This window comes from Sphingomonas sp. SP5, from assembly GCF_058313455.1.
This window is the reverse complement of record NZ_JBZFLF010000001.1, coordinates 104760-121238: the sequence shown is the minus strand read 5'-3', so window position 1 is coordinate 121238 and position 16479 is coordinate 104760. Positions and strand designations below refer to the sequence as shown.

Annotated in this window: 18 protein-coding genes and 1 tRNA gene; 11 read left to right on the top strand and 8 right to left on the bottom strand. The window is 68.2% G+C overall.

Annotated features, from left to right (window positions below):
- Nucleotides 1-8: 8 nt before the first annotated feature.
- A tRNA-Leu gene (locus AC4GY7_RS00500) sits at nt 9-93 on the bottom strand.
- Between the two features lie 149 nt (nt 94-242).
- Here AC4GY7_RS00500 and AC4GY7_RS00495 point away from each other — a divergent pair.
- Entirely contained in the window at nt 243-404 is a 162-nt protein-coding gene (locus tag AC4GY7_RS00495) for a hypothetical protein (RefSeq protein ID WP_491111386.1), read from the top strand.
- Between the two features lie 61 nt (nt 405-465).
- Here AC4GY7_RS00495 and AC4GY7_RS00490 read toward each other — a convergent pair whose 3' ends face one another.
- Nucleotides 466-1974, bottom strand: coding sequence for a YifB family Mg chelatase-like AAA ATPase (locus tag AC4GY7_RS00490; RefSeq protein ID WP_491111385.1), 1509 nt, complete (start codon nt 1972-1974; stop codon nt 466-468).
- A gap of 220 nt (nt 1975-2194) precedes the next feature.
- Between AC4GY7_RS00490 and rpmH the strand changes: the two genes are divergently transcribed.
- From rpmH to dapE, 7 genes are all read left to right on the top strand, one after another.
- Complete coding sequence (gene rpmH / locus AC4GY7_RS00485; RefSeq protein WP_017978410.1) at nt 2195-2329, top strand: 50S ribosomal protein L34; 135 nt, start codon at nt 2195-2197, stop codon at nt 2327-2329.
- 5 nt (nt 2330-2334) lie between these two features.
- On the top strand, nt 2335-2796 hold the full coding sequence (gene rnpA, locus AC4GY7_RS00480; protein WP_491111383.1) for a ribonuclease P protein component: 462 nt from the start codon (nt 2335-2337) through the stop codon (nt 2794-2796).
- Nucleotides 2793-3005 carry a membrane protein insertion efficiency factor YidD gene (gene yidD / locus AC4GY7_RS00475; RefSeq protein WP_491111381.1) on the top strand — a complete coding sequence of 71 codons (213 nt, stop codon included), beginning with the start codon at nt 2793-2795 and terminating at the stop codon, nt 3003-3005. Before rnpA ends, yidD begins: the two co-directional genes overlap by 4 nt.
- 16 nt (nt 3006-3021) lie before the next feature.
- Nucleotides 3022-4728 (top strand): membrane protein insertase YidC, encoded by a 1707-nt coding sequence (yidC, locus tag AC4GY7_RS00470; RefSeq protein ID WP_491111380.1) that lies wholly within the window; start codon nt 3022-3024, stop codon nt 4726-4728.
- 62 nt (nt 4729-4790) lie between these two features.
- Nucleotides 4791-5387: a ribosome biogenesis GTP-binding protein YihA/YsxC gene (gene yihA / locus AC4GY7_RS00465; RefSeq protein ID WP_491112065.1), complete on the top strand. Its 597-nt coding sequence runs from the start codon at nt 4791-4793 to the stop codon at nt 5385-5387.
- A gap of 71 nt (nt 5388-5458) precedes the next feature.
- The gene (locus AC4GY7_RS00460; RefSeq protein ID WP_491111379.1) at nt 5459-6121 is read left to right on the top strand and encodes a glutathione S-transferase family protein; all 663 of its coding nucleotides are present in this window, start codon (nt 5459-5461) and stop codon (nt 6119-6121) included.
- The gene (dapE, locus tag AC4GY7_RS00455) at nt 6118-7230 is read left to right on the top strand and encodes a succinyl-diaminopimelate desuccinylase (RefSeq protein WP_491111378.1); all 1113 of its coding nucleotides are present in this window, start codon (nt 6118-6120) and stop codon (nt 7228-7230) included. The genes AC4GY7_RS00460 and dapE overlap by 4 nt, the downstream gene beginning before the upstream one ends.
- A gap of 16 nt (nt 7231-7246) precedes the next feature.
- Here dapE and AC4GY7_RS00450 read toward each other — a convergent pair whose 3' ends face one another.
- From AC4GY7_RS00450 to AC4GY7_RS00440, 3 genes are all read right to left on the bottom strand, one after another.
- Nucleotides 7247-7756 (bottom strand): Smr/MutS family protein, encoded by a 510-nt coding sequence (locus AC4GY7_RS00450; protein WP_491112064.1) that lies wholly within the window; start codon nt 7754-7756, stop codon nt 7247-7249.
- 25 nt (nt 7757-7781) lie between these two features.
- Complete coding sequence (gene mltA / locus AC4GY7_RS00445) at nt 7782-9131, bottom strand: murein transglycosylase A (RefSeq protein ID WP_491111376.1); 1350 nt, start codon at nt 9129-9131, stop codon at nt 7782-7784.
- A 153-nt stretch (nt 9132-9284) separates the two neighbouring features.
- Nucleotides 9285-9935, bottom strand: coding sequence for a Tim44/TimA family putative adaptor protein (locus AC4GY7_RS00440; protein WP_491111374.1), 651 nt, complete (start codon nt 9933-9935; stop codon nt 9285-9287).
- A 173-nt stretch (nt 9936-10108) separates the two neighbouring features.
- Here AC4GY7_RS00440 and secB point away from each other — a divergent pair, with 173 nt between their 5' ends.
- Genes secB through trpS form a run of 3 tightly spaced genes read left to right on the top strand, consistent with a single transcriptional unit; the run spans nt 10109 to nt 13250 of the window.
- Nucleotides 10109-10621: a protein-export chaperone SecB gene (gene secB, locus AC4GY7_RS00435; RefSeq protein ID WP_491111372.1), complete on the top strand. Its 513-nt coding sequence runs from the start codon at nt 10109-10111 to the stop codon at nt 10619-10621.
- A 26-nt stretch (nt 10622-10647) separates the two neighbouring features.
- A complete protein-coding gene (gene murJ / locus AC4GY7_RS00430) occupies nt 10648-12237 on the top strand; it encodes a murein biosynthesis integral membrane protein MurJ (RefSeq protein WP_491111371.1) in 1590 nt (529 codons plus the stop codon).
- Nucleotides 12234-13250, top strand: a complete 1017-nt coding sequence (trpS, locus tag AC4GY7_RS00425; RefSeq protein WP_491111369.1) for a tryptophan--tRNA ligase — start codon at nt 12234-12236, stop codon at nt 13248-13250. Before murJ ends, trpS begins: the two co-directional genes overlap by 4 nt.
- A 119-nt stretch (nt 13251-13369) precedes the next feature.
- Here trpS and dnaA read toward each other — a convergent pair whose 3' ends face one another.
- The 3 genes from dnaA to mutM all read right to left on the bottom strand — a co-directional run bounded on the left by dnaA (nt 13370) and on the right by mutM (nt 16452).
- Complete coding sequence (dnaA, locus tag AC4GY7_RS00420) at nt 13370-14791, bottom strand: chromosomal replication initiator protein DnaA (protein WP_491111368.1); 1422 nt, start codon at nt 14789-14791, stop codon at nt 13370-13372.
- Nucleotides 14792-15212: 421 nt separating this feature from the next.
- Nucleotides 15213-15476: a 30S ribosomal protein S20 gene (gene rpsT / locus AC4GY7_RS00415; RefSeq protein ID WP_491111367.1), complete on the bottom strand. Its 264-nt coding sequence runs from the start codon at nt 15474-15476 to the stop codon at nt 15213-15215.
- Between the two features lie 160 nt (nt 15477-15636).
- Nucleotides 15637-16452 (bottom strand): bifunctional DNA-formamidopyrimidine glycosylase/DNA-(apurinic or apyrimidinic site) lyase, encoded by an 816-nt coding sequence (mutM, locus tag AC4GY7_RS00410; protein ID WP_491111365.1) that lies wholly within the window; start codon nt 16450-16452, stop codon nt 15637-15639.
- Nucleotides 16453-16479 lie beyond the last annotated feature (27 nt).

Below are 16479 nucleotides of genomic sequence, written 5' to 3'. Positions count from 1 at the left end.
ATGGACGGTGGTGCCCCTGGCCGGACTCGAACCAGCATGCCTTGCGGCGTTCGATTTTGAGTCGAATGCGTCTACCAATTTCGCCACAGGGGCAGCGAGGTGCCGTCCGGTAGCCGCTCGATGGCGAGACTGCAAGCGGCGAGCGACGGGGAACCGGCGCAAGAAAGCTTAATCCATGTCGTTGCGACGAGGTGCCCAGCGTGGTTGGGTGGCCCATTCACAAATTTGGTGTTGCGGCTGGCATGATCGTCGAGCGGGATATCATGATCGTCGAGCGGGACAGGCTGCGCGAGCAGGTCGTTCGCACGCTGGAACTGGCCGATCGGTCGGGCGACTTCCTGATCGCCGCGCTGCTCAGCCAGTGCCTTGCACTGCTCGATGAACGGGACCTCGCTACGCACTGATAGAGTCTTGCGTGTGCTGCGACGGGCTCGGCCGGACGTTGCCGGGTGATGCCGCCCATCCCTAGTTCGCAGGCGTCCGGCGGCGGTAGCTCAGGGCCTCTGCGATGTGGACGCGGGTGACGGGGTCGCTGCCGGCGAGGTCCGCGATCGTGCGGGCGACGCGCAGGACCCGCGTGTAGCTGCGCGCCGACATGCGCATCGCCTCCGCCGCCTGGGCGAGGAGGGCGCGGCCGCCTTCCTCCGGTGTCGCCACCGCTTCGAGGACGGCTCCCTCCGCTTCGGCATTGGTACGCGCCGCGACGGTGCCATAGCGTGCCGTCTGGATCGCCCGCGCCGCGGCGACCCGCGCCGCCACCTCCGCCGATCCTTCGGCGGGCGGCGGCAGGACAAGATCGGCGGCGCTGACCGCGGCGACCTCGACATGGAGGTCGATGCGGTCGAGCAGTGGCCCGGACACCTTGGCCTGGTAGTCGGCGGCGCAGCGCGGCGCGCGGGCGCAGGCGAGGCTGGCGTCGCCGAGGTGGCCGCAGCGGCAGGGGTTCATGGCGGCGATCAGCTGCACGCGTGCCGGGAAGGTGACGTGCGCATTGGCGCGGGCGACGCTGACGGTGCCGGTTTCGAGCGGCTGGCGCAGCGAATCGAGGACGGCGCGCTGGAATTCGGGCAGTTCGTCGAGGAACAGCACACCCAGATGCGCGAGGCTGACCTCGCCCGGCTTCACCTTCAACCCGCCGCCGGTCAGCGCCGCCATCGAGGCGCTGTGATGCGGGCTGCGGAATGGCCGATTGCGGGTCAGGCGGCCGCCGGCAAGCGTGCCGGCCACCGACTGGACCATCGACACCTCCAGCGCCTCGGCGGCATCGAGCGGCGGCAGGATGCCGGGCAGGCAGGACGCCATCAGCGATTTGCCCGCGCCGGGCGGACCGACCATCAACAGGTTGTGGCCACCGGCGGCCGCGATCTCCAGCGCGCGCTTGGCGACCTCCTGCCCCTTCACCTGGCGCAGGTCGGGGCCGTGCAGCGCCGCCTCGACATCGCCCGGTTGCGGCGCGGAAAGCAGGCCATGGCCCTTGAAGTGGTTGATGAGCGCGAGAAGATCGGGCGCGGCAAGCACCTCGACCGAACCGGCCCAGGCCGCTTCCGATCCTTGCGCGGCGGGGCAGACGAGGCCCCTCCCCTCCGCGCCGGCATGCAGAGCGGCGAGCAGCACGCCGGGCGACGGCGCGATCCGTCCGTCGAGGCCGAGTTCGCCGACGACGACATAATCGGCGAGCGATTCGACATCGATGACGCCCATCGCACCGAGCAGCGCCAGCGCGATGGGAAGGTCGAAGTGCGACCCTTCTTTGGGCAGGTCGGCGGGCGACAGGTTGACGACGATGCGTTTGGGCGGGAGGGCGAGGCCGAGCGCCGATACCGCACCACGCACCCGCTCGCGGCTTTCGGCCACCGCCTTGTCGCCGAGGCCGACGAGGTTGAAGGCGGGAACGCCGGGGATGAGCTGCACCTGCACCTCCACCCCCCGCGCCTCCAGCCCGAGATACGCCACCGTCTGGACGATCGCCGCCATGTCACTCCCCCGCCTGATGCCGCCATAGCGGCTTTCCCGGTGCGGGGAATGGACCGAAACGAACTTTCTTTTGGTGCCTTGCAGATGCAATACACTACCACCATCTGCCGGGGCATGCGTGCGCTCGCGTTGACTTCCCCCCGTGGTGCCGGTAAGCGCGCCCCAGCAAGGCCGTCCTGCGTGGCGGCCGTTTTCTATTCAGACGATCAGGGAATGAATCATGAAGCGGACCTTTCAGCCGAGCAATCTGGTGCGTGCGCGTCGCCACGGTTTCCGCTCGCGGATGGCGACGGTGGGCGGTCGCGCGGTGATCCGCGCCCGTCGTGCGCGCGGCCGCAAGAAGCTGTCGGCGTAACCGGCATGACGGATGCCGGGGCGCCCGGCATCCGCATACCCGTCGGCGGAGCCGACATTCAGACGATGTCGCAGCGCCGCGATTTCCTCGCGGCCAATGCGGGACGGCGCGCGCCGATGCCGGGCTTCGTCCTGCTGGTGCGTGATCGCGCAGACGGCGACCCGACCATGCGCGTCGGCTTCACCGTCACCAAGAAAATCGGCAACGCCGTCGTCCGGAACCGCATGAAACGGCGCTTCCGGGCGCTGGCGCGCGAGCTGTTTCCGGCGAGCGGGATCCGCGGTGCCGATCATGTGCTGATCGGGCGCGACGGCGGCATCGAACGCGACCATGCGCTGCTGAAGAGCGAATTGGCGAAGGCGCTGGCGAAGATCGCCCGCGGCGAGGATTCGCCGGCGCGGCCGCGCGGGCCGCGCAACGCCAAGGGCAAGGACAAGGCGCCTGCCCAGGCACGGCCGGCGCGATGATCGCGCGGCTGATGATCCTGCTGGTGCGCGGCTGGCAACTCGGCCCGTCGGCGGTGATGCCGCCGACCTGCCGCTACCAGCCGTCGTGTTCGGCCTATGCAATCACCGCCATTCGCCGCTATGGCGCGGCCAAAGGGGGCTGGCTGGCGGTGAAGCGGATAGCGCGCTGCCATCCTTGGGGCGGGTACGGACCCGATCCCGTCCCTTGAGCTACGGGGCAAGACCTTGAACAAAGAACGTCAGAATTTCCTCATGTTCGCGGTGATCGCGGCGGTGATCCTGTTCGCCTGGCCGCTGATCCAGGGCAAGTTCTTCCCCGTGGCGAACCCGCCGGTGACCAAGATCGTCAACGGCAAGTCGCAGCCGATCCAGACCCGTAACACCGCCGATCCGACCGCCGACAATCCGGCCGCGATCCGCGACCGGCGCGTGGTGCTGGGCGAGACGCCGCGGGTGCGCATCCAGACGCCGACGCTGCAGGGTTCGATCAACCTGCGCGGCGCACGCATCGATGACCTGGTGCTGGTCAAGTACAAGGAAACGATCGCCAAGGATTCGCCGCCGATCCGCCTGCTGTCGCCCGCCGGTGCGCCCGATGCCTATTTCGCCGGCTTCGGCTGGCGCGACGACGGGCTGAAGCCGCCTGCCGCGGATGCGGTGTGGACCGCCTCGTCGACGCTGCTCGCGCCCGGCAAGCCGGTGACGCTGACCGCCGCCAACGCCACCGGCCAGCGCTTCGCGATCGAGCTGTCGGTCGATGACCAATATATGTTCACGGTGCGCCAGACCGTGCAGAACGGCGGCGGTGCGCCGGTGCCGGTCGCTCCTTATGGCTACGTCAACCGGGTCGGCGTGTCGAAGGATCCGGGCACTTGGCAGATCCATACCGGTCCGATGTCCGTCCATGACGGCGGCGCCGACTATGGCGTGAAGTTCAAGGACCTCGACAAGGCGCCGGAAAAGTTCACCACCACCGGCGGCTGGCTGGGCTTCACGGACAAATACTGGCTGACCGCGCTGGTGCCCGACCAGCAGGCGCAGTTCGACGGCCAGTTCCGTGCCGGCGCCAACACCGCCTACCAGGCCGATTACGCCTTCGCGCCCAAGCTGCTCCCGTCCGGTCGCGCGATCACCCAGGTGAGCCGCTTCTTCGCGGGCGCCAAGGAAGTGAAGGCGCTGCAGCATTACGAGAACGACCAAGGCGTCACCAAGCTCGACAAGGCGATCGACTGGGGCTGGTTCGAGATCGTCGAGAAGCCGATCTTCACCTACCTCGACTGGCTGTTCCGGATGATCGGCAACTTCGGCGTGGCGATCATCCTGCTGACCGTGACCATCCGCGGCCTGATGTTCCCGATTGCCCAGCGCCAATTCGCCAGCATGGCCAAGATGCGCGCGATCCAGCCCAAGATGAAGGCGATCCAGGAGCGCTACAAGGACGACAAGCCGCGGATGCAGCAAGAGGTGATGCAGCTGTACAAGACGGAGAAGGTCAATCCCGTCGCCGGCTGTCTGCCCACGCTTCTGCAGATCCCGATCTTCTATGCGCTCTACAAGGTGCTGATGCTGACGATCGAAATGCGGCACCAGCCGTTCGTCGCCTGGATCAAGGATCTCAGCGCGCCCGATCCGCTGACGCCGCTCAATCTGTTCGGCTTCCTGCACTTCACGCCGCCGCACATGATCGCGATCGGCGTGGTTCCCATCATCCTCGGCATTTCGATGTACTTCCAGTTCAAGATGAACCCGGCACCGATGGACGATACCCAGAAGCAGGTGTTCGCGGTGATCCCCTGGGTGCTGATGTTCGTGATGGCGAGCTATCCGGTGGGCCTGCAGGTCTACTGGATCGCGTCCAACTTCCTGGCGATCCTGCAGCAGCGCGTGCTCTATGCGCGGCACCCTGACCTCAAGACGGCGCCGGCGAAGTGAGCGAGGACGATCTGGCGGGTGAGGACGGCCTCACCCCGGAGTTGATCGAGGCGGCACGCAAGATGTTCGCGGGCCCGGTCGGCTTCCTCAAGTCTGCGCCGAGCCTCGAACACCTGCCGGCGCCGGTGGTGCCGGAGGTGGCGTTCGCCGGGCGATCCAATGTCGGCAAGTCGTCGCTGCTGAACGCGCTCACTGGGCGCAACGGGCTGGCGCGCACGTCGAACACGCCGGGGCGGACGCAGGAGCTGAACTTCTTCGACGTGGGTGCCCCCCTCGCCTTCCGGCTCGTCGACATGCCCGGCTATGGCTTCGCCAAGGCACCCAAGGACGTCGTCAGGAAGTGGCGCTTCCTGGTCAACGACTTCCTGCGCGGGCGCGACACGTTGAAGCGCGCGCTGGTGCTGATCGATTCGCGCCACGGCATCAAGGACGTGGATCGCGAGATCCTGGAAATGCTCGACAAGGCGGCGGTAAGCTACCGCCTGGTGCTCACCAAGGCGGACAAGGTGAAGGCGACGGACCTCGCCGCAGTGACGCAGGCGACCGCCGACGAGGCGCGCAAGCGCCCTGCCGCGCATCCCGACATCCTGGCGACGTCGAGCGAGGGCGGCATGGGCATCGCCGAACTGCGCGCCGCGGTGATCGAGGCGGTCGGCTGAACGACCTGCCACGGCGCGCATACAGTGGTCGGTCCTAGACCTCCCGCCCCCGCCCCGCTAACCCGGGGGCCATGAAGCTCATCATCGGCAACAAGGCCTATTCCAGCTGGAGCTTGCGCGGCTGGCTGGCGGCCAAGCAATCCGGCCTCCCGTTCGAGGAGGTGGTGGTGCCGCTCTACGATGCCGAATGGGACCGGCGGCGCGAGGGCGCCGAGTTCGCGCCGTCGAGCGGCAAGGTGCCGATCCTGTGGGACGGCGAAGCGGTGGTGTGGGACAGCCTAGCCATCGTCGACTATCTTGCGGACAAGGTCGGGCGCGACCGCTTCTGGCCGGCGGACGAGCCGGCGCGGGCGATGGCGCGATCGATGGCGGCGGAGATGCATTCAAGCTTTACCGCCTTGCGGCGCAAGCACCCGATGAACATCCGCCAGGTCTTTGCGGCCAAGCGGCCAGATGACGACGTGCTGGTCGATCTTGGCCGGATCATGGAATTGTGGGCACAGGCGCGCGCGCGTTGGGGCGGCGACGGGGCCTATCTGTTCGGCGATTTCGGCGCGGCGGACATCATGTTCGCGCCGGTCGTCACCCGCATCATCTCCTATCAACTGCCGATCGCGCGCTTCGCCGCCGCCTATATCGATGCGGTCATCCAGCATCCGTGGATGCAGGATTGGATCGCCGGCGCGCAGGAAGAGGATTGGGTGATCCAGCAATACGAGCAGCCGCCGGCGTGATCGACACGCTCGCGCTCGCGCAAGCCCTGCTGCGTGCCGACAGTGTGACGCCGGCGCGCGGCGCGGTGTTTGACGTGCTCGAATCCGCGCTAGTGCCGATCGGCTTCGCGGTCGATCGCTTCGTTACCGGCGAGGCGCCCGACGGGCCGGTCGAGAACATGATCGCGATCCGCGCGGGCGGCGAACGCCATCTCGCCTTCGCCGGCCATGTCGACGTGGTGCCGCCGGGCGAGGGCTGGACGGGCTCCCCCTGGTCGGGCGAGGTGCGTGGCGACCTGTTGTACGGTCGCGGCGCGGTCGACATGAAGGGTGCCGTCGCCGCCTTCGCCGCCGCCGCGTCGCGGTCGGCAGGGCCGACGCTGAGCCTGCTGATCACCGGCGACGAGGAAGGCCCGGCGACCTACGGCACGCCGGCATTGATCGCGCGCATGGCGGAACGCGGCATCGCGCCCGACCTGTGCCTGGTCGGCGAGCCGACCTCCGTCCACCGCCTGGGCGATATGGTGAAGATCGGCCGCCGCGGATCGGTGAACATCTGGATCGCGGTGCCGGGGCGGCAGGGGCATGTCGCCTATCCGCACCTCGCCGACAACCCGGCGGGCAAGCTCGCCAAGGCGCTCGCCGCGCTGGAGGATATGGCGCTGGATGCCGGCAATGCCTGGTTCCAGCCGTCCAATCTGGAGATCACCGATATCGCGATCGGCAATCCCGCGCACAACGTCATTCCCGCGCGCGCCGAGGCGCGGATCAACATCCGCTTCAACGACGAGCAGCAGGGGGATGCCTTGGCCGAGCGCGTCGCGGCGATCGTCCGCGACCATGCGCCCGGTGCCATCGTGACCGCCAAGGTATCCGGCGAGGCGTTCCTGACCGAACCGGGCGCCTTCACGGCGCTGGTCAGTGCGGCGATCGAGGCGGAAACCGGGCTGGTCCCCGAACTTTCGACCTCGGGCGGCACGTCCGATGCACGTTTCCTGTCAAAGCTTTGTCCGACGATGGAGTTCGGGCTGGTCAATGCGACGATGCATCAGGTCGACGAAGCGGTAGCGGTGGCGGATCTGGAAACGTTGACCGCGATCTATGCCGATGTGATCGCGCGGGCGGGGTGAGGACCCGCGCGGCGGCTTACCGCCCGCGTCTCAGCACGATATAGAGCGCGCCCTGTCCGCCGTGCCGGGGATGCGCGCCGCGGACGGCGGCGATGGCGTCGGCGTGGCGCGAGGCGGCGAGCCAGTCCGCGATCGCTGCGCGGATCGCGCCGCGCGCGTGGGGACGCTCGCTCTCGGGCCGCGGCGGCTTGCCGGTGACGAGCAGCAGTACGCGGTCGCCGCGGCCGATCGCACGCGACAGACCGTCGTCGAGCAGCGCATGGGCGGACGACAAGGTGTGGCCGTGCAGGTCGATCGCACTGTCGGGAATGACGATGCCGCGCGACAGCCGTTTGTCCCAGCCGCCATCCAGCGTGTTCTGCCGCGGCGAGGGTGCGCTCGGCGCAGGCCTTGCCGCCGCGACCGGTGCCGCGGCGATGGCGCGGGTCAACGCCTTCGATGGCTTGGTGGCCTTTGGCGGTGGCGCAGCAGCAGCGGCGGGGCGGGCCGGCGGTGTGACGGCGCGCAGCGGCTTCACCGTCGCCATCACCCGCGCCCAGAGGTCCGCCTCGTCAGGGTTGAGCTGGCGCACCGCTGGCCCCGTACGGATCGTAGCGCGTCGCGCCCGGCTGCAAGCGGGCCAGAGTGCCGATGGGCAGCAACAGGAAGGCGGTGCCGCGCGCCGCCATGCCACCGGCGGTCGCCTCCGCCACCGGCCCTGCGCCCCAGAAGGTGTCGAAGCGGTTGCTGCCCTTGATCGCGCCGCCGGTATCCTGCGCCACCCACAGGCCGGTCGCATCCTGCCGGTCCATCGACAGGAAGACGGGGGCGCCGAGCGGCACGTACTTGACGTCCGCCGCCGCACTGACGCCGCCGTTGACCACATAGCCCATCGCACCGACCGGCGGCGTGTTCAGTTCGCGGAAGAACACGAAGCTCTTGTTTTCCGCCATGATCGCCCTTCCCTCCTCGGGATGGGCGTGCAGCCAGGCGACGATCCCCTGCATCGAGGTCTGCCCCGGCTGGAGCAGGCCGCGCTGCTTCATCAGCGCGCCGATGCCGGTATAGTCGCGGCCGTTCTGCGTGTCGTAGCCGACCCGCATGATCTCTCCATTGGGCAGCCGCAGCCGGCCCGACCCCTGGATTTGGAGAAAGAACACCGCCGCCTCGTCGGCACCCCAGGCGAGCACGGGCGCCTTGTCGCGGATCGCGCCGGCGTCGATCGCCGCGCGATCGTAATAGGGCACGAGGTTGCTGCCGTCGACGCGGCCGCGAATCTTCTTGCCCTTCAGATCGGTGGTGAATTTGCCGAGATCGACATCGATCAGGCCGTCGGGACGCGCGTAGATCGGCACGTCATAGCCGGCGCGCCGATCGCGCGAGGCGGCGATCTCCGGCTCGTAATAGCCGGTGGCGAAGGCCTTGCCGTCGCCGACCTGCACCGCCTCGAAATTGGCGAGGAAGAAGGCGCGTGCGCCGCCGCGCGGGGTCGCCGCGGCCGCCGCGCAGGCCGGCTGCCAGTCCGCTCCGCGCGTGAGGCCGGAAGCATCGGTGCGCCGCATCAAGCCGGGGCAGCTGGTCAGGAACGCCTGTCGTGCCGCCTCCGCCTGCGCTTCGGTGATCGGCAGGGCGGCGAGCGCAGGGCCGGCGACGAGCCCCGCCGTAGCGGCCGTGCTGGCGCCGGGATTGACGCCGACGGGAGCGGCGAGCAGCGGCGTCGCGCCCTGTATGCGGCCATTGAAGGCACGGCCGCTGGCGATCTGCTGGCCGGCGCCGGTTGAGGGCCGTGCAGCGGGGCGCGGCGCGGGGCGGCCTGGTTGCGTGGCCGGCGCGCGTCCGGCCGCCACCGGCACGACGCGGCCGCCGCAGGCGCTAAGGGCGAGCGCCAGCGCGATGCTGGCCGTGGCACGATTACCGATCATCCGCATTCCCATCTGCCCGCCCATAGTGGCGGCCGGTTGAACGGCGGCTGTGCCGGAGCCGACGGATGGCGACAAGCGCGAAGCTCTTGTGGAAGCGGGAAACACGATGGTCTCGACGTCTGCCGGCGGCCGAGGATCGGGCCGCCGGCCGGCTCACGCTTCGTCGGTGTCGGCCAGCTTCCAGTTGGGATCGTTGCTCTTCAATGTGCGGGCGAAGGTCCACACGTCGTGGGTTTCGACCGCATCGGTCAGCGATCCCGCGACGACATGGCCCTCCGCATCGCGAGTAACGGCGGCGATATCGGCATCGAAGCGGACGGTGATCCGCGCTTCGCGACCGTCGAGCGCCGCATCGGCGATGGCGGCACGTTCGATCGAGATCAGGCGGTTCTCCAGCGTCTCGCCCGCCTCGCGCCGTGCGGCGATCGCCTCACCGAAAGCATGGGCGACATCGGGCTGGGCGAGTTCGGCGAGCGCCGTCTCGTCGCCGACCCAGAAGGCCTCGAGCGTCATCCGATATGCCGCCTGCGCGCCGCCCAGGAATTGCGCGACGTCGAAGCCCGGCTCACCGCCGATGATAGCACGCAAGCCGGCTTCGGCGCGCGGCTCGATATTACGGTTGACGGGTTCGCGCGTCTCCGCCGTCGCATCGACGGTGCGCGGCGTCACGATCGCGGCGGCCGGCCGGTCGTCGGCGGCGCGCGGCAACGGCTGCTGTTCGTGACCGGTCCGCTTGCCGAGCACGCTGTAGAGACGCAGCGCCAGGAAGGCCGCCACCATCGCGAGAAGAACTACGTAGAACACCGTGCCTCCGATCTTGATCGATACATAGGCCGAAAGCCCCTCTAGTTCAAACCGGGTGTTTCATGCGCCCGTTGAAACCGCATGCCGGCGCTGCTAGGCGCAGGCGCCATCGGCATCGAACGCTCGACGCGGCGCTTCGGTCCCCGCCCCTCCCTTCACTCGAGGAATTCCCCATGGCCGACCAGGACAACGGCACCACGATCGACATGCAGCCCGCGACCAACGGCGAGGATACCGCGCCGGCCGCCGGCCTGATCTCGCAATATGTGAAGGACCTGTCGTTCGAAAATCCGAACGCGCCGGCGATCTTCCAGAACCCCAATCCGCCCGCGATCGACGTGCAGTTCAACATCGGCACCGCCCAGGTCGGCGAAGAGGTGCACGAGGTGCTGCTGAAGATCGATGTGAAGGCCGAGGCCGAGGGCCAGACCGCGTTCATCGTCGACCTGACCTATGCCGGCCTGTTCGGGCTGCGCAACGTGCCGGCGGATGCGATCCAGCCGTTCCTGCTCGGCGAGGCACCGCGCCTGCTCTTCCCGTTCGCGCGCCGCGTGCTCGCCGATTGCGTGCGCGACGGCGGCTTCCCGCCGCTGCTGCTGGAGCCGATCGATTTCGGCCAGCTCTACCTCCAGCAGGCCAACCAGAATGGCGGTGCGTTCCAGGTGGGCGACGTCGGCCACGCCTGACACCTGACGCGGGGGGACACGGCGCAGTGAACCTGACCAAGGCGCTGGGCTCGGTCGGCGGGCTGACGCTCGCCAGCCGGGTGCTGGCGCTCGTCCGCGATACGTTACAGGCGACCTATGTCGGTGCGGGGTTCGCCTCGGACGCCTTCTTCGTCGCGTTCCGTCTGCCCAACATGTTTCGCGCCCTCTTTGCGGAGGGCGCGTTTTCCGCGGCGTTCATCCCGCTGTTCAACCGCAAGGTGGCGGAGGGTGGCGGTACGGCGGCGGGCGTGGACTTTGCGGAACGGGCACTGGCGGTGCTGTTTCCGGTGCTGCTCGTCTTCACCGCGGGGATGCTGCTCGCAGCCTATCCGATCACCTGGGGCCTGTCCGGCGGGTTCGACCGCCAGCATCCGAGCGCCGAGCAATTCGCCTTTGCGGTGATGCTGTCGCGCTTCACGATCCCGTATCTGATGCTGATATCGCTGGTGTCGCTGCTGGGTGGTATCCTCAATTCGCTGCATCGCTTCTGGGTCAATGCGGCGGCCCCGATCCTGCTCAACGTCGCGATGGTGGGTGCGCTGATCTTCTTCCACGGCGGCGATCCCTATGCGACGGCGCGCGCGCAGGCGCTGTCGGTGACGGCGGGCGGCGCCTTGCAGCTGGCGTGGCTGTGGCTTGCGTGTCGTCAGGCCGGCGTGCGGCTGCGGCTGCGGCGACCGCGCATCGACGACGACGTGAAGCAGATGCTGAAGCTGATCGTCCCCGCCGCAACCGGCGCAGGCGCGGCGCAGATCAACCTTGCCATTTCCACCGCCTTGGCCGGCGGATTGCTGTCGGCGGGGTCGATCTCTGCCATTTATTATGCCGATCGGCTGAACCAGCTGCCGCTCGGGTTGATCGGTATCGGGCTGGGAACGATCCTGCTCCCCGTCGTGTCGCGGCTTCTGTCGGAAGGCCGTGACGCCGAAGCGATGGAGACGCAGAACCGCGGGCTGGAGCTGGCGCTGTTCCTCACGCTGCCTGCCACCGCCGCCTTCGTCTTCGCCGCCGAACCGCTGGTGCGTGGCCTGTTCCAGCACGGCGCGTTCGGCCCCGCCGATACCATCCGCGCGGCGCAGGCGCTCGCGGCCTTTTCGCTCGGGTTGCCCAGCTATGTGCTGGTCAAGGTGCTGACGCCCGGCTTCTACGCCCGCGCCGATACCCGGACGCCGGTGCGCCTCGCCCTCTATTCGGTGGCGATCAACCTCATCGGCAATCTGGTGCTGATCCCGACGCTGGCGCAATGGAACATCGGCCAGATCGGCCCGCCGCTCTCGACGGCCATCGCCTCCACGGTGAATGTCATATCGCTGTACGTCGTGCTCGGGCGGCGCGGGCATTTCGCGCTCGATCCTGCACTGAAGCGCAAGGCGCCGCGGCTCGCCCTCTCGGCGCTGCTGATGGGTGCAGCGCTGCTGCTGGTGACGCCGTGGGTCGAACCCTATCTGACCCGTACGCTGATCGTGCGCGCGGTCGCTCTGGCCATCCTGGTCGGATCGGGCGTCGCGATCTACGCCCTCGCCTGTTTCGTTACCGGTGCCTTCCGCGTCGGCGACCTTCGTTCCCTCCTTCGTCGCAGAGCCTCGTCCCGATGACCACCAAGCGCGTCGTTTCCGGTATCAAGCCCACGGGCAACCTCCACCTCGGCAATTATCTGGGGGCGGTGAAGCAGTGGGTGGCGATGCAGGACGCGATCCAGGCCGAGGGCGGCGAGACGCTGTACTTCATCGCCGACCTGCATGGCCTGACCGAATGGATCGCGCCCGCCGACCTCACCGCCAACACGATCGAGATGACCGCGACGCTGGTCGCCGCGGGGATCGATCCCGACCGATCGATCCTGTTCAACCAGACGCGCGTGCCCGCGCATAGCGAGCTCAGCTGGCTGCTGAACAACGTCGCGCGGGTCGGCTGGCTCAACCGCATGACGCAGTTCAAGGACAAGGCGGGCAAGAACCGCGAGGGCGCCAGCGTCGGACTGTACGATTACCCGGTGCTGATGGCTGCCGACGTGCTGCTCTACAACACCACGCACGTGCCGGTCGGCGAGGACCAGAAGCAGCATCTGGAGCTCGCCCGCGATATCGCGACCAAGTTCAACACCGATTATGCGACGGACCTGTTCACCCTGCCCGAGCCGCTGATCAGCGCCGCCGCGCCGCGGATCATGTCGCTGCGCGATGCGTCGGCCAAGATGTCCAAGTCCAATCCGTCCGAACAATCGGTGGTCAAGCTGATCGATTCGGATGAGGTGATCGCCGACAAGTTCCGCAAGGCGAAGACCGATCCCGAGCTGCTGCCGGCGAGCATGGCGGAGCTGGCCGAGCGACCGGAGGCGCGCAACCTGCTGACGATCTTCGCCGCGCTGGCGGATCGTGCGCCGCAGGATGTGCTGACGGACTATGCCGGCAAGGGCTTCGGCGCGTTCAAGCCCGACCTCGCCGACCTGGCGGTCGCAACGCTCGGCCCGATCCGGAACGAGATGGTGCGGCTGCTCGACGACCGGGCCGCGATCGATGCGGTCCTGAACCGGGGTGCGGAGAAGGCGCGGGCGCTGTCGGCACCGGTGCTGCGTCGGGCGCAGGACGCGATGGGGCTGCTGGCGTAGGCCTTCATCGCCAAGGTGGCGGTGCATTCCAGAGTATCCGGGGTGCGGCCCTGGAATGCCCCCATGCTTGCAATGACGAGCTGAAGGACGCGTCCGGTGGGCGCAGCGGGGTTCCGGCGCTACGCTTCCAGTTCGCGCATCAGGGTGCGCACGGCTGCGTCGATGTCGCGGTCCTGGTCGCGCAGTTCCTCGATCTTGCGCACCGCGTGGATGACGGTGGAATGATCGCGGCCACCGAACTTGCGGCCGATTTCCGGCAGCGAGCGGGTGGTCAGGCGCTTGGCGAGATACATGGCGATCTGGCGCGGCCGCGCGACCGCACGGCTGCGGCGGGCGGAGACGAGGTCAAGCGGTTTCAGCTCGAAATGCTGGCTGACCAGCTTCTGGATTTCGTCGATCGTCACGCGCCGTTGCGCCCCGCGCAGGACGTCACCGAGCGTCGCCAGTGCGAAGTCGAGGTCGATGCTGTCGCCGGTCAGCTGCGCATAGGCGACGACGCGATTGAGCGCGCCTTCCAGCTCACGAATGTTGGCGTGGATGCGCGCGGCCAGCAGGTCGAGCACCTCGGCGGGGACGCGTGCCTCTGGCAGGTCTGCGAGTTTCCTGTCCAGTATAGTGCGGCGCAACGTGAGGTCGGGCGCCTTGATGTCGGCAACCAATCCGACCGACATGCGGCTGACGATCCGCGCCTCGACGCCATCCAGCGCCTGGGGGCAGCGATCGGCGGAGATGACGAGGCGCTTGCCCGCGCTCATGATCTCGTTGACGGTGTGGAAGAATTCCTCCTGCGTCGCATCCTTGCCGGCGATGAACTGGAGGTCGTCGATCAGCAGCAGGTCGGCACCGCGCAGGCGCTGTTTGAAGCTGTGCGTGTCGCGCGCGCGCATCGCCGCGACGAAATCGAACATGAAGCGCTCGGCCGACATGCACAGGACGGTGGCGTCCGGGTGCTGTGCCAGGAAGGCGTGGCCGATCGCGTGCATCAGATGGGTCTTGCCCTGCCCGGTTCCCGAATGGAGGAACAGCGGGCTGAAGCGCGGCACGCCCGGCTCGGCCAGCGCGCGGGCGGCGTTGAACGCGACGCGGTTGGCGGCATCGACGACGAACCGATCGAAGGTGAAGCGCGAATCGAGCGGCGGGCGCTCGGCAGCCGGCTGCGCGGCTGCGGCAGGCATGACTACGGCGGCGGGCGGGCTCGGCTGGGCCACGGGCGCAGGCACGGCGGCAGGCTCCGCCACCAGCTTGACCGCGGCGGGTGCGGCGACTCGCGTCTCGATCGACACGCCGCGCACCTGCGGCAGCAGCGCACGAAATTCGAGCAGCAGGCGGTCGGCGTAATGGTTGCGGACCCAGTTGGTCATGAACGCCGAAGGCAGGCCGAGACGGATGCTGTCGGGATCGCCGTCCTCGATCAGCTCCATCGGCTTCAGCCATTGTTCGAACAGGCGGGCGCCGGCGGATTCGCGCAGGTTGCCGCGGACGCGAGCCCAGGCGCGCTGCGCCTCGCTCTCCGTCACCGCCGCTGCCTGCCGATCGTTCAACACACACCTCTTCGTTGCCGGAATCGACGAAACGTCGCCCCGGCGGCCGGTTTCAAGACAGACAAGTTCCCCCTGACGGCCAACGGCCGTTCGGCATGCCCACGCTGTTCTGGTCCCGCGTGCGATGAACATCGCTGCGGTGGCGCCGAGTTATGAAGCCTCGGCCGAGTCGATCAAGCCCCCGGCGGGTCACATTCCTGAAATAAACGGGATTGACAGCCCCTGGGCCGCGGAAATGCGTGGGGAAATCTTACAAGCCGTTGTTTTAGTTGTATTTTCTCGGGAGAAGACGACATCGGCCCCACTCGAATCGTGGTGACTCCTGCATTCCCCCTGTTCGTTCTTTTTCCGCCCGATCCGGACATCAAAAAACCCGCCGGACGTGGCCCGGCGGGTTGAACTTTCCGACGTGAAAAGCGTGTCAGGCGAGGCCGCCGACCGCCTTCGTCAGGCGCGAGAACTTGCGGCTCGCGGTGTTCTTGTGCAGCACGCCCTTGGCGACGCCGCGCTGCAGCTCGGGCTGCACCGCTGCCAGCGCCGTGGTCGCCGCAGCCTTGTCACCCGAAGCAAGCGCCGCCTCGACCTTCTTGACGAAGGTGCGGATACGGCCGACGCGGTTGCCGTTGATCTCGGCGCGGCGTGCATTGCGACGGATGCGCTTCTTGGCTTGCGGCGTATTCGCCATTCGGTACGTCCTTGCGAGTAATGTGGTCGATAGGGAAGAGGCGCCGGTTCACCCTACGCCGTCTCGAAGGCAGCGCCCTTAGCGATTGCGGGCGGCGGGGTCAACCGTTCCACGGCCGCCTTCGTCATTCTCGCGCTGGCGGAATGACAATGCAACGGCATCAGCTCCGCTGGCATTTCGGACAATAGAAGGTCGAGCGGCCGCTATCCACCCGGCGCTGCACGGTGCCGCCGCAATGGCATGGCTCGCCCTCGCGGCCGTAGACGAGGAACTGCTTGGAGAAATAGCCGAGCTCACCGTCCGGCCGGGCATAGTCGCGCAGGGTCGATCCGCCGGCTTCGATCGCGGCGAGCAGGACCTCGCGCACCGCCACCGCCAGCCGTTCGAGTCGGGGCAGCGCGATCTGCCCCGCCGCGCGGGTGGGCGCGATGCGGGCGACGTGCAGCGCCTCACAGACGTAGATATTGCCGAGCCCCGCGACGATGCGCTGGTCGAGCAGCATCGCCTTGATGGTCGCGGCGCGGCCTTTCAGCGCGTCATACAGATAGGCGCCGGTGAACTCCTCACCCAAAGGCTCCGGCCCCATCGCCGCGAAGGGCGGATAGGCAGCGAGCGCTGCCGTCTCGACCAGATCGAGAAAGCCGAATCGGCGGGGATCGTTGAGCGCGAGGTGGCGCCCCTCCGCCGTTGCGATCAGCAGGTGATCGTGGGCGAGCGGCTCGGCGGGATCGACGCGCCAGCGGCCCGACATGCCGAGGTGGAAGATCAGGGTGTCGCCGCGATCGGTGTCGATCATCCCGTATTTCGCCCGCCGGCCGAGACGGGTGACGGTGGCGCCGGTCATTCGCTGGCGCAGGTCGACGGGAATCGCCTTGCGCAGGTCGGCGCGGCGCGGCTCGACCTGCGTCAGCCGCTGGCCGGCAAGGACGGGGGTGAGGCCGCGGACGGTGGTTTCGACTTCGGGAAGCTCTGGCACGCGTCAAGAGCTAGGTTGCGTTTGCCC